Below are 15,627 nucleotides of genomic sequence, written 5' to 3' on the forward strand. Positions count from 1 at the left end.
ATACTATTTTCTGGATTGCCTGTTTCCATTCTCTGCTGGGGCGGAAAGAGGAAGCGATCAAATGTCTGGCCGAGGGGCTGAAAAGGGGTGTCTGGTGGGGGCCTAAGATGCTTCAGGGGGAAACCGATTTCGATAATATCAGGAATGAGACGGGATTTCTGGATATAGTGCAACGATGTGAAGCGATATATACGGAAGCCAGAAAGAATTCCCGGCCCGAGTGTCAGATATGCCATCCGGCAAAATTTTCCCTTGATAGTGAAATTCCTCTTTTTATGACTCTTCACTGGCGATTTGATAACGCCGACCAGTTCAGCTCGCATTGGGAGAAACCTGTGCTTCAGAGGAATTACCTCCTGGCGGTGCCACAGTCATCTCAAATTACCGGGAGCAATAAATATTGCTGGGATGACGCCGATGCGGCACGGAGCGAAATCAGAACACACCTTCAGCAGATGGGGAAGATTTACCGGATCGATTGGAGCCGGTCAATTATTGCCGGCGCCTGTCAGGGGGCGCGGCTCGCGCTCGAAACGGCATTGGAGGAAATTCCTCAGGAAATGCAAAGAGTGCTAATGGTTCTCCCCGCGCTGGGTGATGTTGATAGTTTAGTGGCGCAGCTGGAGAATTGTTGTTCGAAGCGGTTGCGCGGGTATATTATCACCGGCAGCCGTGATTCCTATCTGGACGAGACGAAGAAGCTCTTTGACGAAACTGAAAGACTCAAACTCCCTTTTGAGATTGAGATTATTGAGGGATTAGGACATGCTTTCCCCGAGGATTTTGATTTCTATCTGAACAACGCGCTTATCTTTTTAGGCCGGGATTGAATCTCCCCAAGAGATAGGTCGCGCTTCAAGAATGAGGGGCGGGCCAATTGTCACATTTTCCCGTCGGCCGGTCGAAAAAATAGCCTTTATCTTTTTTTTCAGATTTATATAAAATCGGATTATATTATTAGTTGATTATGGAAATTCGAACCGCCCCGACCACAGACAAGAGATTTATCTATCTGATAGCTGCCATTCTGCTGGCGGTCTATTTGCCGGCTCTGGTAGACCTGGTCTCGGACTGGGCTACCGACAGCAACTATTCCCACGGTTTTCTGGTGCCGATTATTTCGGCTTATCTTATCTGGCGGAAACGGAAAGAGCTGGCGGCGATAGAGATATGCTCCAGCAAAGCGGGCCTGGCGATCATTATCGCCGGATTGATCCTTTTCATTCTGGGAAACGGCGCCTCGGAATATTTCACGGTTCGGATTTCGCTGGTGGTGATAATCTTCGGACTGGCGCTCTATTTCTTCGGCGGGCCGATGATCAAGCGCACCTGGTTTGAGCTTCTCTTTCTGGTATTTATGATACCGATACCATATGTTATCTATTTTTCGGCCACTTTCCCGATGCAGCTTCTGGCCAGCAAAGTGACCGTGGCGGTTCTCAACCTCATCGGGATGCCGGTGGTGCGGCAAGGAAACATTATTCACCTTCCCGAGCATTCTCTTGAGGTAGCCGAGGCCTGTTCCGGGATGCGCTCACTGGTCTCGCTTCTGGCGCTGGGGGCTATTTATGCCTATCTGACCCAAAAAAGATTTTCGGCCAAATTGATTTTATTCCTCTCGACCATACCAATTGCCGTTCTCGGCAATGTCTTCCGGGTCTTTATCACCGCTCTGATCGTTTATACGACTGAATTGAATATTACCGAGGAGCCGATTCATTCGATTATGGGAGCCACGGTCTTTGTTATTGCCTTTATCTTTTTGCTGATTTTCGGCGCTATATTGAGGAAGGTGTTCAAATGAAGAATCATTATTTTCTCGCCATAGCGCTGATTATTATCGGCGGCATTTTCGGGAATATCCTCCGTTACACGGGACGGCTTCCCGATAAGGGGCCTGATTTTTCTCTGATTCCGGGACAACTGGAGCAGTATGTCGGGAAGGAAATTGTTCTGGATGAGTCCACTTATGAGGTTCTTAAGGCCGATACCAGTATCTTCCGTGATTATGTGGGGAGCGACCAGAGCCGGGATAATCTTTTTGTGGCCTATTTCAAGTCGCAGAAATACGGCAGTCAGATACATTCGCCAAAGCACTGCCTGCCCGGCGGCGGCTGGCGGATTGAAACGATTCGGCCATATCGGCTCAAACTGCCGGATGGAACCTCAATAGAGGTCAACCTTCTGACTATCACCAATGGGGAATATAAATCGGTCATGTTTTACTGGTATCAGACCCGTTCCGGGTCGATCCGAAGCGAGTATGGACTGAAACTTGATTTGGTAAAAAATTCTCTTCTCTTTCGCCCGACCGATGCGGCTATTGTCCGGTTGACAGTAGATGCCCCCGATGGGGATATCAAAAATGCGGTGGCGCGAGGGGTTCGTTTTCTTGACACATTCTATTCCTATATAGCCAAATCTCTCCCCTTTTAGACCAACATTTCACTTGAAATTCTATCAAAAAGAGGCTAATCTTCAGCCTGATGCTGAAAAATATCTTTTATCTCATTCGCCCCCCGCAGTGGATCAAGAACGGTGTCGTTCTGGCCGGGCTCATTTTCGCGGGCAAGGCATCAGATCTGTCCTTGCTGCAGGCCGCCCTGGAAGCAACGATTGCTTTCTGCTTTCTTTCCTCCGCCGTCTATGTTTTCAATGATATTTTTGATCGCGATCGTGATCGCCAGCATCCTCTCAAGAAAGACCGCCCATTGGCCGCCGGAGTTGTTTCGATCGGCATGGCCTCTTCTCTGTCGATTCTATTTGCCATAATCGGACTGCTGATTTCATTTTCCATAAACAGGAATCTGCTGCTTGTCTCGGCCTGCTATCTGGGTTTGAACCTGCTCTATACGGTTCTGTTGAAAAATATTGTCATAATCGATGTCATGACAATCGCGGCCGGATTTGTTCTTCGCGCTCTGGCCGGGGCGGTCGCTATCGAGGTGGAATTTTCCGGATGGCTCCTTATTACTACTTTTGTTCTGGCCCTTTTCCTGGCGCTGGGGAAAAGAAGGCACGAGCTTATCTTTCTTCAGGATGAGGCCGGGGCGCACCGAAAAATCCTCGAAAAATATTCCCCCTATTTGCTGGATCAATTGATCGGGGTCGTCACCGCCTCAACGGTCATTACCTATCTGTTCTATACTCTTTCTTCCGATGTCAGAGCCAAGCTCCATACGCAGTATCTGTATCTAACCATACCGTTTGTCATTTATGGTATTTTCCGTTACCTCTATTTGGTGCATAAGGAGGAACAGGGCGGGTCGCCGACGACGCTTCTATTGACCGACCGGCCGCTCCTGCTCGATGTCCTCCTGTGGCTTGCCTCGGTGGTAATTATCCTGTATATTCACTAAAAAGATTATCATTACATTGATTTATGGAACGGCGCGAATTTCTGAAAAAGACCGGGCAGGCTCTGGCTCTGGCGGCCATAACCGGGGGAACGGGACTATTATTTAATAATCGGCAGAAATTCACTTATGACCGCCTGATGGCCAAAACCGGCGATTTCGCCGTACCGGCGGATAGTGCTTTTCCGGGAATGGCTCTGGCCAAAAACAACGACCATGTGGCCGCTTTGAATGCCTCACTTGATGCCATGGGGGGAATAAAACGGTTTATCCGTCCGGGCGACCGGGTGACTATCAAGCCGAACATAGGTTGGGATAGAACTCCGGCTCAGGGAGCCAATACCAACCCGGTTCTGGTGGCCGAAATGGTACGGCTCTGCCTGGTGGCCGGCGCCGCAAAGGTGATTGTCACCGATATTTCCTGCAACGACCCGCGCCGATGTTTTCTTCGCTCCGGTATCAAGGAGGCAGCCGAAAAAGCCGGCGCCAAAGTGATTCTTCCCGATGATGATGAATTTGTCAAAACCGATTTGAAAGGTGAGTTGCTGACCGTCTGGCCGGTACTGAAACCGTTTGTGGATACCGACCGGCTGATAAACATGCCGATTGTCAAACAGCATTCTTTGTCTTCGTGCACCATCGGGATGAAAAACCTTTACGGCATACTGGGGGGACGGCGCAACCAGTTGCACCAGCAAATTGACCAATCAATTGTCGATCTGGCCGCTTTCTGCCGCCCGACTCTGGTGGTGGTTGATGCCACTCGCGTGCTGACCCGCGGCGGCCCGCAGGGCGGCTCTCTGGATGATGTATTTGTTGCCGATACCGTTTTCTGCACCACCGACCAGGTGGCGGCCGATTCGCGCGGGGCGGAGTTTCTGGGACTGACCGGGGATAAAGTGAGCCATATCATACTGGCGGCCAAAAGCGGTCTTGGCATGATTGATTACCGGGCGGCCGGTTATAAGGAAATTATCTAGATGACTATCGCGACCGTAAGGAATCTTCGCCGGATATCACAGGTCGTTTTCTTTCTCACATTTTTCTGGCTGATACTGAAGACCAATTTCCAGGTTAATTTTAATCCGGCCAATCCGGATGAGATAACGCTTCCCCTGCCGGTTTCGATTGCGCTCCAGTTTGATCCGCTTACCGCGCTGGGAACGCTTCTGGCCAACGGGACTCTTTTCAAAGGGATTCTCTGGTCGCTGGTTATTTTGATTCCAACTATTTTCATCGGACGCTTTTTCTGCGGCTGGGTTTGCCCGCTCGGTTCGCTGAATCACTGGATATCGGAATTTCCCTCGGAAAGGGCGCGCCGCAAAGGGGGGCGGAAAATCGAGTCGAATCGCTACAAGAAATATCAGCGAATCAAGTACTATATCTTTTTCTTTTTTATTACCGCAGCGCTTTTCGGAACACTTCAGATCGGTCTTCTCGATCCGTTGCCGTTTCTGGCCCGTTCCATCGGGACGGTCGTCCTGCCGACTATTCATACGGCCGCCTCGGGAATATTGGGCTGGGTCAAATCATTCGGGTTGGGGCCGCTATCGACGGCGGCGCAGTTTGCCTATGATCTGATGGCTCCGCTTTTTCTGACTTTCCGCCAGGCGCATTTTCATACCATTCTGACGATCGGATTTCTTTTTGTCGCAGTGATGATACTGAACCGCATTTTCACCCGATTCTGGTGCCGCGGTATCTGCCCGCTGGGGGCGATGCTGGGGATATTCTCGCGCTACGCTATATTCGGTCTGCAGAAAAACGAACCGGCCTGCACCCACTGCAATGAATGTCTGCTGCATTGCCAGGGAGCAGATAATCCCGACATCGGTGCGCCGTGGCATCAGGCGGAATGTCATCTCTGCCTTAACTGCCAGGGACTTTGCCCTACATCGGCATTGAAATTCAAGTTTCTCCCCGAGCATAACCTTACCAGAACCAATCCGGCGCCGGTGCAAAAAGTAGATATATCCCGCCGTAAAGTAATCGCTTCGCTGGCCGGCGGCGTTGCGCTTCTGCCGCTGCTGCGCTCGGGCGATGCCTTTGCGGTGAATGCCAATTCGCTTCTGATCCGCCCGCCCGGTTCGGCCGCCGAGGAGGACTTTATCGCCCGCTGTATCCGCTGCGGGCAGTGTATGAGGGTCTGCCCCAATAATGCATTGCATCCGACTCTCATGGAGGCGGGCCTGGAGGGAATCTGGAGCCCAATATTGATTGCCCGCATCGGCTACTGCGAGCCGACCTGTACTCTCTGCGGGCAGGTCTGCCCGACCGGCGCGATTGTCGAGTTGACTTTGAAGCAGAAAGTGGGTGGGGCCGATATTACACCCAACCGGATCGGCACCGCTTTCATCGATAAAGGACGATGTCTCCCCTGGGCCATGGCCAAACCATGCATTGTCTGCGAGGAATGGTGCCCGACCTCGCCCAAAGCGGTCTATCTTCGCGAGGAGACGGTTTACGACCGGCGCGGCAACGGCATCAAAGTAAAACAGCCGCATATCGACCCGGACCTGTGCACCGGCTGCGGCGCCTGCGAGTTCGCCTGCCCGGTGGTCGACAGGGCGGCGATATACATAACCTCCATCGGCGAATCCCGCTCGGCGGAGAATCAAATACTTTTGCAGCGAAAAGGTATCGCTCAGAGCAATATCAGGAAAGGATAATAAAATGAGATACGCCCGGCTTATGATACTGATTACACTTCCGGCCGTTTTGTTTCTGCTCACCTGTTCCAAAAAGGACGGGATTGAGGATGTTGACGCCGGGAAACTTCTCCCCAAATCGTTTGAGAAGCTGGGGATGCAGCGCACCGGCGATATCCGCACTTTCGCCGACAATGCTCTCTGGGAGTATATCGACGGCGGCGCCGAGATGTATCATCTGTATAATTTTATAGAAGTGGCCACGGCTGATTATAAAATCGGAACGACGGAAATGGTCATCGATATTTATCGCTTTGATGATGCCACCGATGCCTATGGATTGTACGGTATGCTCCGGACGGACAAGCCGACCATAGTCCTGCTGGGAGTGGAGGGTTTCACGGCCCCATCGAGTATTATCTTTGTTAAAGGGTCTTATCTGGTTCGGCTGATGACCTATGAGGAGACCGAGGCGGCCAACAAAACTCTGGCGGACCTGGCGCAGGAGTTGAATAATACTGTTCCGGGAGCCACGGTTCGTCCCAATCCTTTCAAACTATTTCCTCCTACCAATGCCATGGGCACGCGGGATAAATATTATGCCCGGTCATTTCTGGGCCACAAATTCCTGACCCGGGTTTATTCTCAGGATTACCTTATCGGCAGCGACACGGTCAGTCTTTTTCTTTCCCGCGATGATGTCGGGGATAAATATCTGCAGTGGTCGGAATATGCCGTACAACTGGGGAAGATGGCCACTTCCCCCGACAGTCTCAGCTATGATTCGGCGCGCGTTTTCCTGATTAATGATAGCTTCAACGGGAATATAATCGCGGGACTCAAAGGAGGTAAGCTTCTGGGGATGCTCAATTACAGGGAATCTCATAAGGCCTTTCTGGCGGACTGGCTCAATTCGCTGCAATAAATAGCTTGCCAAGCCGGGCGGAGATAGGTATATAGCCCCTATAATAATTCTTTTAAGGAGGAAAAATGATAATTCGACTGCTGTGCCTTTTTCTTTTGGCGGTGGCGACCATGGCTGGTCCTTTTTCGGCCAACTGGCCGGCCGGCAAGAGTGAAAAGCTCGACTACGACATGACCATTTACGTCCCTTCGGAAATTACCAATCATGTCCATATAGAGATTACCAAGTCGACCGGCCCGGCGCCTGCGTTCACGCTGGTGCAGACTCTTGATGTTCCCTCCCAGTCGATGAAAGTGAAAACGACCGAGAAATATCGGGCCGAGGACATGAAATTCATTTCATCGGAGAATTTCTTCAAACTTCCGCCGGAGGCGGTGGCTCAGCTTGGCACCGATTCCATTCTCATTACGGCCAAAGCGGTCAAAGATAGTATCGAAATAGTTTCCAGCAGCCCGATTATACCTTCCGGCACGTTATATTTTCCGGCCAATTTGACCACCAGTGTCGGCGCGGCGCTGACCTCCCGCAATTCCGAGTTCAAGACGGGGACGACCCGAAAATTCAATATGGTGAATTTTATTTCGTTTACCGGGCAGCCGGTGACGGTTTTTGAGGAAGGTGATTCGGTTCTGACCGATACAACGATCACGACACCGGCCGGAACTTTCAAATGTGCTAAAGTGAGAAGCCTCGGTGATGTTGGCGCGATCAACTTTACTTATTACTGCCGAGAGAAGAACAATCTCCCGGTGATGTTTGAAGCGACAGATCCGAGCAGCGGCAAGCCGGTCGCAAAATTGGTTCTGCAGAAAATAGAATAGAAAAAATGCACTCAACCGGCATGAGACGGTTTCAGGGAAGAGATAATAAACCGCGTTATCGGCCGCTTTTTTATCTGCTGGTCAATCACCAGGCGGCCGGATATTCCAAAAAGAAAGTGGAATTTCTGACCGGGGAATTGTCTCGTGCCGGTCTGGAGTATCGTCTCTTGGAGCCCTCTTCGGCCGAGGAGGCCGTTTTTCAGGTCAAACGGATCATAAACACCCGTCCCGAAGGGGTCATTGCCTGCGGCGGCGACAGTACCGTCAACCTGGCGGCCCAGCATCTCATCCGGCGCTCTCCCGGCCTGGGGATTTTCCCCCTTGGTCGATTCAACAATTTTTACCGCTCCCTTCTTGGCGACCCGGACGCGGCCACGGCGGTGAAACATATTCTTTCCCGTCAGAGCCGTTCGATCGATCACGGACTCGCCGGAGGCCGTTTCTTTCTCGGTTCGGTCGGCCTGGGACTCGTTCCCGAACTGCATGAGCTTCTTGATAAGAAAGGGATTCCCCGTTTCGGGATAAGCTGGTCGCGCTATACCGCTGCCGCGGCGGCGGCGGTCAGCCCGCAGGAGTATTTGATTAAGATAGATGCTTTCCGATTCAATATCAGCCCGGTGCTCTTAAATTTGAACCTTCTTTCTTACACTCTTGGTTTGCCTCTTGTTTCACCCTCGCTTGATGAGGACGGCAAAGGGGAGATTATTTTCGATATCGGACAGGGAAAGGCGATCCTCAGCAGCTTTATCCGGCAGATTTATAAGAAGAAATATCTCTACTCGGATGAAATAAGAATGTTTCGGGGAGGCAAAATATCGATTGCGCCGGTCAAAGGAAAAAAGCTTTATATCGACGGCGAGATCACAACCTGCCGCACGGATACTCTGGAAATCGAAATCTTCGAGAAGAAAATCAGGATTTATCAAAAGAAGAAAGAATAGGGGGAGACGGTGCGGTACTCTATTCTGATAGCCATAAGTCTCTTTCTGCTTTTGGTGGCGGGCACAGCAGCGGCACAACCAACGAACGATTCCCTCCCTCCGAACGATACTACCAAGATCATTTCCACGCCGGGCCTGATGGTTGAGGCCTACTATGTTGATCGCCCGCTTGACAGCAGCAAAACACAAAATCCGACCGCGGCCTTATTCAAGTCGATTCTGGTTCCTGGATGGGGACAGCTGGGAAACGGCAAGTACCTCAAGGCGGGAATTGTCATCGCCACCGAGACTTATTTGATCGCCAATCTGGTACGCTACGCCCACCGGACTGCGGATGCCAAGAAAGCCTTTGACACCGCCCCTGATGATATTACTAAGGGTGTCCTTTATACCAAGTATCGGCGGGATAAGGATGACCGCAATTTCTACTCCTGGATGACCGGGGTGACCATATTTATCTCGATGTTTGATGCTTATGTGGATGCGCATCTGGCCCGTTTTCCCAAGTACCCCAAGGGGCTCTCTTTTGATGCGGGCGCGGATGAAAAATCCGATTTCGGCGTGAGAATCAGTTACAATTTTTAACCGGCTGCTTTTAGCGGTCGGATAAAATAAAGTTCTTCAAATCTATTTTATATTTGGCCGGATCGATTATCCGTACGATCTTGCGTGAGGCATTTTCCGCCTGCGCCAGGTCAAGGTCCGGATATTCTTTGAAAGGACCGCTGCGGTCGCCGACAATACGGACGCAGGGGCGGGAGAGGTTCGCCGGATTGGTTTTGGAAACGACGGCCAGTTCATCGGAAGAGAGAAGGATCATCGTTCCGGCCGGATAGATGCCGACGACGTTGACAAACAGCTTGAGCAGAAAAGCATCGAATTTCACCGACATCTGATACATCATTTTCCGCAGGACTTCATCCGGCGGGATAGCCTTCTTGAGATAAACCCGTCCGGAACTTAGAGCATCAAAAGTATCGACGATCGAAATAATCTTTGAGAAGAGGTTGGTCGGTCGCTTCTCAATTAGCGAAGGATACCCGGTGAAATCTTCGTTGATATGATGTTCCATGGCCGCTCGCGCGGCCCGCGCCACATGCCTATCAAAGCGAAGGTTGCGCAGAATCGTCTTGGCCCCCAGCCGGGGGTGCCGCTGCATTTGTATCCAGTCGTTTTCATCATAGGCATCCGGTTTGCGGATAAGATCGCCGGGGAGTTTCACTTTGCCGATGTCATGGAACAAGGCGGCAAAGCCGAGCTCCGAAAGACGTTGGCGTTCCAACCCCAGGCGGACTCCGATAGTCAGGGCATAGACACAGACATTGGTGCTGTGGGCATAAGTATATTCATCGAAATCGCGGATTGAGGTCAACTCTATCAAATACGACTCCTCCTCGGCAATCTGGTCGATCATGGAATGTACAACCCGCTTGGCCTGTCCCAAGTCAACCTCGCGATTCTCGGCGGCACGCGCCATGACATCCTCGACCACGGAGATGGCCCGGAAAAAATTCGCGCGGGCGGCCCGCTTCAGAATCGTTCGTTTCTCCAGCGAAAGAGCCGGCTTCTTCTCTTTCTCTTCGATACTCAGAAGCGTTATGCCGTCAATTCCCAAATCAATCAGTCTCTGGGAAATTGACTCCATGTTGTTTTCGCGAAGTTTGATGGTTGCCAGAAGGTGAATGAACTTATCAAGCTTGCGATTATCGAGGGAGTCATCGAGGATCATGCCGCCGATGCCGAGCAGGTGCCAGCTGTCCATGACATTTCGCGCCCGCACCAGACCATCGCTGTCAAACTTGACCAGTTTATCGCAGATGAATATCCGCCCGTCAATCGCCTTGACAGAAATCTTTCCATATTCCTCCGCCAGCCGCCTGAAAATGACATAGAATTTCGAGGACTGGGTCAGATAAGTGGCATTGCTGGCCTCGACATACTGAGCGGTTTTGAAAAGAATGAAGAGGGCGTTTATCAGCGACTGGTCGTCTTTTCCGGCAATTTCGAGCCGTTCTTTTTCAAGTTTGGCGACTGACATCATTTATCTCCATAAATGGCCCGACGGCGGCAGGCCATCGCCTCAGCGGCCATTTTGCGTATCCGGCGGCTCCAGGATCGATTATATTTCAGGAGTATTCTTTCGGCCTTCTCCGACTTGTTATATCCCAGCGCCTTGAAGGCCATTTTCTGATAGAAATCATCGACTTCTCTCATAAACAGCTTCCAGCCGGAAATAAGAGTCCCGAGATAGACGGCGGCCTGTTCACCGCCAAGGCGGGAATATGTAATCAGAAGATTTTCCTGGTCGGGAGCGCTGAGGGTGGCGATACGGTCATCGTTGATGATGGTTGTGACGGCATCAAGCACGGCATCGCTATTCAAATGAAAAATTGTCTCGAGGGCGGCCTGACTGACCACGGCATCGGAATCCCAAACCAGCCGCGCCAGAATTTCGACCGCCTGCGGATCTTTCATACCTGCCAGGCCTTTGATTATCTGCTGGCGCACCCTTGCTTCATTATGGGTAATTGCCTTCTCCAGATAGCTGAAGGCCTTCTCACCACCGATGGCGGCCAGCACGGAGACCGAATTACGGACAACAAACCAGCGGCGGTCAAATATGCCCCTCGAAATAATATCAATATGCTCTTTCCCGGCCAGGGTCAGATAGCGGCAGATCGCCTCGCGGTGATGGCGATGCTCCAACTCACCCAAAAGCCCCGTGACCGCCGAGAGCGCTTCCCAACCGAAATGATTCAGGTATTTTTCGATTTCCTCGGCCGTAATACCGGCGTTGCTGTTGAGCATCGCTCCCAGAATTTCAAGCCTCTCTTTGCTACCGGCCATCGCAAGGGCGTCTTTGATTTTTTCCGGCCAGTACCGGCGGCGACCTCCGGCCGGATGATTAAGTTCCTGAAGAAAGGAGAGAATCTCGCCGGCCGCGGCCAGCTGTCCCGTCTTCAGAAATTCCGATTGCATCTTTTCAAGGGTCATTAATGTTTCGGCGAATTCGGCGGCATCGTCTTCCTGGGCCACAACTTCGCGGAGGAGATCCATGGATGAGCGGTAAGGTTCGAATTCGGCATCGCGGCGGAGAATTTCGTCTACCTTATCCTTGTCCAGTTCATCCATCGCAAAAGCATCATTGAGAATAAGGGCGGTATTCGGCAGGGTGGCGCCGCTCAGGGAGGGCGCCGCATTCAATCCCATCTTGCGCTCGGCCATTCCCTCGCCCATCTGGAAAAGCGGTCTTGTTCCGGGCACAAATCCAAAGCCCGGCGTCGGCGGGGCGGACTCGGTCTCGACCGACCCGTCATCATCGAGAAAAATACTAGAATATACTATCCGACCGCCATCATCGTTCTCTGTCTTACCACCCGTAAGGGGATCGCCCGCGTCTCCTTTTTCCTGTACCATCATGCCGCCGTCGTACTCCCGCAGAATAAAATCATCGACGGTACAATAGTCGAATCCGGGAATGTGCGCCTGCCAGAGAAGGGCCACCAGGTCGGAGGCTCCCCCCTCCCGATTGACAAAGGTCTTCATGGTTCGGAAAAACAGATTGGCTTCCTGAAGACCAAATTCGGAGGAAAATGATATTTCGGTGATCCCGGCATGGTGGAATAGCTGAGCCAGCGCCTCGTCGGCTGAGCGGTCTTCATACACCGTTCGATTCTGCCAGACCAGATTGTTTTGCGCGACCGCAAAAACCAGGCCGCCGGTCTCTTTAATCAAATCGGAGAATCTTTCGCTGAACGATTCTTTCAGTTTGGCCGGCAAAGGATTATTTTCCGGATAGACCGCCACCACTTTGATGATCTTCATCAAATCGGCCAGCAGCCGTGAGAGATCTTTCAGCAATTGTTCGGACAGATTTTCGGGCATTCTTATCTTTTCCTCAAAAGAGGGCCTGCAGTATATATTTATCGGCAATTCAGGCGGAAATTTCAGTTTTTGGGGATGACGAAATGAATCGCAACCTTTTAGTAATCAACAAAATAACAAAAAGGGGAATCCCGCCTCGGCAGGATTCCCCAGAGGCTTAAAGAAGATATATTTTCTTCCGGCCGGTGCGGACTCTCTTGGTAGCGTTGCGTGTATCAAAAATCAATTTGGAATGGTCAACCACCCACTGATAATCATACGTGGTGTGGTCGGTGAGAATCACGGTCATATCGGCCTTCTGCATCAACGCCGGAGTCAGCTTTGTGGAATGGAGATAAGAATTATTCCATTTTATTTTCGGAGCAAATGGGTCATTGTAGAATACCTTCGCCCCTTCACTCTGGAGAAGCTTGATGACATCGAGCGCCGGTGATTCGCGCAGGTCCTTGATATCTTTCTTATAGGCGACCCCCAGAACCAGAATATTGGTTCCTTTGACGGCGCGGTCGTTATCGTTAAGAATCCGGCGGATCCGGTCAATAACATATTCCGGCATATGCGAATTGATATCGCCGGCCAGTTCGATAAAGCGGGCATAGTAATTCAGGCTTTTCAGTTTCCAGGAGAGATAGTGCGGGTCGATCGGGATACAATGTCCGCCCAGTCCCGGGCCGGGATAGAAGGGCATGAAACCGAACGGTTTGGAGGATGCGGCATCAATTATTTCCCAAACATCAAGTTTTAGCCGGTCGCACATCAGGGCCATCTCATTCACCAGACCGATATTAACCGAACGGAAAGTATTTTCGAGAAGCTTGACCATCTCGGCCGCCTTGGTCGATGACATCGGCTGTACCTTGCCCACCACATTTTCATAGAAAGCCTTGGCCGCCTTGGTACAACTGGGCGTTATGCCGCCCACCACACGCGGGGTATTCTTGGTCGTAAATTTCAGGTTCCCGGGGTCAACCCGCTCCGGAGAGAAAGCCAGGAAAAAATCTTTCCCCACTTTGAGACCGGTCTCGTGCAGAATCGGCAGAATCAGGTCCTCGGTGGTGCCGGGATAGGTGGTCGATTCCAAAATAATCAGCATCCCTTTGTGGAGATAATCTTTCACCCACTTGACAGCCGCCAGAATATAGCTGACATCAGGGTCTTTGGTCTTGGAAAGAGGAGTCGGGACACAGATGGAGATGGTATCGACCTGCTTGATCAATTTCGGATCGGCCGTCGCCGAGAGCTTTCCTGCTTTTACCAGAGCCGACACCCTGCTATCGGGGACATCATCAATATCCGACTTGCCGGCATTGATGAGCCTGACCTTCGCCTCGGAAATATCAAAGCCGATGACTTTGAATCCCTGCTCAGCGAACTCTATGGCTAAGGGAAGACCGACATACCCAAGTCCGATAATACCGACTTTAGCCGTGCGGTCATCCAGTTTCTTCATCAGATTCTTTATCATATTGGCACCTTCCCAAAAATCTATTCAGTGACCTTCTCCCGCCAGTAGTCGAGAGTATCTTTCAATGTTTTTTCCAAGCTGTATAGGGGTTTCCAATCCAATTCCCGGACAGCTTTCCTGTTGTCACCCTTTAATACGGGAATATCGGATTTTCTCAGACGATTTTCATCAATTACTTTTCTTATTTTTATCTTCGACATTCTCAGGAGCTTTTCCAGAACCGATTTGATGGAAACGGTTCGCCCGGAGCAGAGATGATACACTTCGCCCGGTTTGCCTTTTTGGACGAGGAGAAAATACCCCTCCACGATATCGCGGACATCGGATAAGTCGCGCCGGGCCGAGAGGTCGCCTACGGCCATTTGAGGTTTACGCAGGCCATGCTCAATTTCGGCAATCTGCCGGCAGAATGATGGGATGGCAAAATTATCACTCTGCCGCGGGCCGGTATGGTTGAAACTACGGGCAATCACGACCGGAATATGATATTGATGTAAATAATACCCGGCCAGATATTCCGCCGCCGCTTTGGATATTCCATAGGGGGATACCGGCTGGAATGGATCAGTTTCTTTTATAATTTTTCCTTTGGGCTTGATTATTCCGTAGCTGTCGGCGGAGCCAACCAGCAGGAACTTACGCAAATTCCGGGCGGCCATGGCCGCCTCGAGAAGGTTCAGTGTTCCGAAGATATTCACCTCATAAGTCAGTCGCTCAAACTGGAGCGATTGCCCCACCGAGGCCATAGCGGCCAGATGGAAGATATAGTCCGGTTTGATTTTCTTAACATAAGCGGCCATCTTCGCCCGATTAGTCAGATCAAAGCGGTCGAGATGTATCTGCCGAGAAATCTGCGCGATATTATCGGTCTTTTCAGGTGGTGCAAGGAGGCCGTAGATTTCCAATCCTTCGGAGAGAAGTTTTTCAGCGAGGTAGGAACCGGCAAAGCCGGCAACCCCGGTAATTATGGCCTTACTTTTTCTTGGCACGGAGTCTTTCCAGATCGGCATCGACCATCATCTTAACCAGCCCCTCGAAATCAACCTCCGGCTTCCACCCCAAATCCTTTTGGGCGCGGGAGGCATCGCCCCGAAGCTGGTCCACTTCGGCCGGGCGCACCAGACGGGGATCGGTCACGACGTAGTCAAGATAATCAAGATTTAGATAGCCAAACGATACTTCGACAAAGTCTTTGACTGAATGGCTCTTGCCGGTTGCAATTACGTAGGTTCCCGGCTTTTCCTCCTAAAGCATCAGCCACATCGCTTTGACATAATCCCCGGCGAAACCCCAGTCGCGCTCGGCATCGAGATTTCCCAGAACAAGTTTCTCGGCCAGTCCTAATTTTATCCGGGCGGCGCCATCGGTAATTTTGCGGGTGACAAATTCGAGGCCGCGGCGGGGGGACTCATGATTGAAAAGAATCCCGGAGCTGGCGTGTATGCCATAGCTTTCACGATAATTGATCGTGATAAAATGGCCATAGGCTTTGGCCACGCCGTAGGGTGAACGGGGATAAAACGGGGTCTCCTCGGTCTGGGGAACCTGCCGGACTTTTCCGAACATTTCAGATGAGGAGGCCTGAT

General features: G+C 51.3%; 14 protein-coding genes and 1 pseudogene. 10 read left to right on the plus strand and 5 right to left on the minus strand.

The features are described from left to right. The 10 genes from NT002_02135 to NT002_02180 all read left to right on the plus strand — a co-directional run. Window positions 1–830 (plus strand): hypothetical protein (locus NT002_02135; GenBank protein ID MCX6828070.1); only part of this gene is annotated, 830 nt, incomplete at its 5' end. Between the two features lie 137 nt (window positions 831–967). Next, window positions 968–1,804, plus strand: coding sequence for an exosortase/archaeosortase family protein (locus NT002_02140; protein ID MCX6828071.1), 837 nt, complete (start codon window positions 968–970; stop codon window positions 1,802–1,804). Beyond that, window positions 1,801–2,436 (plus strand): EpsI family protein, encoded by a 636-nt coding sequence (locus tag NT002_02145; protein ID MCX6828072.1) that lies wholly within the window; start codon window positions 1,801–1,803, stop codon window positions 2,434–2,436. Before NT002_02140 ends, NT002_02145 begins: the two co-directional genes overlap by 4 nt. Window positions 2,437–2,486: 50 nt before the next feature. Continuing rightward, the gene (locus NT002_02150; protein ID MCX6828073.1) at window positions 2,487–3,359 is read left to right on the plus strand and encodes a decaprenyl-phosphate phosphoribosyltransferase; all 873 of its coding nucleotides are present in this window, start codon (window positions 2,487–2,489) and stop codon (window positions 3,357–3,359) included. Between the two features lie 23 nt (window positions 3,360–3,382). Beyond that, window positions 3,383–4,336 (plus strand): DUF362 domain-containing protein, encoded by a 954-nt coding sequence (locus tag NT002_02155; GenBank protein ID MCX6828074.1) that lies wholly within the window; start codon window positions 3,383–3,385, stop codon window positions 4,334–4,336. Further along, complete coding sequence (locus NT002_02160) at window positions 4,337–6,025, plus strand: 4Fe-4S binding protein (protein MCX6828075.1); 1,689 nt, start codon at window positions 4,337–4,339, stop codon at window positions 6,023–6,025. It begins immediately after the preceding gene. Window positions 6,026–6,029: 4 nt separating this feature from the next. Then, entirely contained in the window at window positions 6,030–6,929 is a 900-nt protein-coding gene (locus NT002_02165; GenBank protein ID MCX6828076.1) for a hypothetical protein, read from the plus strand. Between the two features lie 65 nt (window positions 6,930–6,994). Next, the gene (locus tag NT002_02170) at window positions 6,995–7,750 is read left to right on the plus strand and encodes a hypothetical protein (protein ID MCX6828077.1); all 756 of its coding nucleotides are present in this window, start codon (window positions 6,995–6,997) and stop codon (window positions 7,748–7,750) included. A 20-nt stretch (window positions 7,751–7,770) separates the two neighbouring features. Further along, a complete protein-coding gene (locus tag NT002_02175; protein MCX6828078.1) occupies window positions 7,771–8,691 on the plus strand; it encodes a diacylglycerol kinase family protein in 921 nt (306 codons plus the stop codon). 9 nt (window positions 8,692–8,700) lie between these two features. Next, window positions 8,701–9,276, plus strand: coding sequence for a DUF5683 domain-containing protein (locus NT002_02180; protein ID MCX6828079.1), 576 nt, complete (start codon window positions 8,701–8,703; stop codon window positions 9,274–9,276). Window positions 9,277–9,286: 10 nt separating this feature from the next. Here NT002_02180 and NT002_02185 read toward each other — a convergent pair whose 3' ends face one another. The 5 genes and pseudogenes from NT002_02185 to NT002_02205 form a co-directional block, all read right to left on the minus strand. Next, entirely contained in the window at window positions 9,287–10,729 is a 1,443-nt protein-coding gene (locus tag NT002_02185) for an HD domain-containing protein (protein ID MCX6828080.1), read from the minus strand. Further along, window positions 10,729–12,576 carry a HEAT repeat domain-containing protein gene (locus NT002_02190; protein MCX6828081.1) on the minus strand — a complete coding sequence of 616 codons (1,848 nt, stop codon included), beginning with the start codon at window positions 12,574–12,576 and terminating at the stop codon, window positions 10,729–10,731. The genes NT002_02185 and NT002_02190 overlap by 1 nt, the downstream gene beginning before the upstream one ends. A gap of 157 nt (window positions 12,577–12,733) precedes the next feature. Then, window positions 12,734–14,041, minus strand: a complete 1,308-nt coding sequence (locus tag NT002_02195; protein ID MCX6828082.1) for a nucleotide sugar dehydrogenase — start codon at window positions 14,039–14,041, stop codon at window positions 12,734–12,736. A gap of 20 nt (window positions 14,042–14,061) precedes the next feature. After that, complete coding sequence (locus tag NT002_02200; protein MCX6828083.1) at window positions 14,062–15,030, minus strand: GDP-mannose 4,6-dehydratase; 969 nt, start codon at window positions 15,028–15,030, stop codon at window positions 14,062–14,064. Then, window positions 15,014–15,627, minus strand: a pseudogene (locus NT002_02205) (GDP-mannose 4,6-dehydratase). Before NT002_02205 ends, NT002_02200 begins: the two are co-directional and overlap by 17 nt.

It is taken from the genome of Candidatus Zixiibacteriota bacterium, assembly GCA_026397505.1.
Lineage (GTDB): Bacteria > Zixibacteria > MSB-5A5 > GN15 > PGXB01 > JAPLUR01.

Bases quoted from the DNA above. Each gene is read 5' to 3' on its own strand.
- NT002_02150 (MCX6828073.1), top strand. From the start codon at position 2,487: ATGCTGAAAAATATCTTTTATCTCATTCGCCCCCCGCAGTGGATCAAG.
- NT002_02170 (MCX6828077.1), top strand. From the start codon at position 6,995: ATGATAATTCGACTGCTGTGCCTTTTTCTTTTGGCGGTGGCGACCATG.
- NT002_02155 (MCX6828074.1), top strand. From the start codon at position 3,383: ATGGAACGGCGCGAATTTCTGAAAAAGACCGGGCAGGCTCTGGCTCTG.
- NT002_02175 (MCX6828078.1), top strand. From the start codon at position 7,771: ATGAGACGGTTTCAGGGAAGAGATAATAAACCGCGTTATCGGCCGCTT.
- NT002_02190 (MCX6828081.1), bottom strand. From the start codon at position 12,576: ATGCCCGAAAATCTGTCCGAACAATTGCTGAAAGATCTCTCACGGCTG.
- NT002_02160 (MCX6828075.1), top strand. From the start codon at position 4,337: ATGACTATCGCGACCGTAAGGAATCTTCGCCGGATATCACAGGTCGTT.
- NT002_02140 (MCX6828071.1), top strand. From the start codon at position 968: ATGGAAATTCGAACCGCCCCGACCACAGACAAGAGATTTATCTATCTG.
- NT002_02185 (MCX6828080.1), bottom strand. From the start codon at position 10,729: ATGTCAGTCGCCAAACTTGAAAAAGAACGGCTCGAAATTGCCGGAAAA.
- NT002_02195 (MCX6828082.1), bottom strand. From the start codon at position 14,041: ATGATAAAGAATCTGATGAAGAAACTGGATGACCGCACGGCTAAAGTC.
- NT002_02165 (MCX6828076.1), top strand. From the start codon at position 6,030: ATGAGATACGCCCGGCTTATGATACTGATTACACTTCCGGCCGTTTTG.
- NT002_02145 (MCX6828072.1), top strand. From the start codon at position 1,801: ATGAAGAATCATTATTTTCTCGCCATAGCGCTGATTATTATCGGCGGC.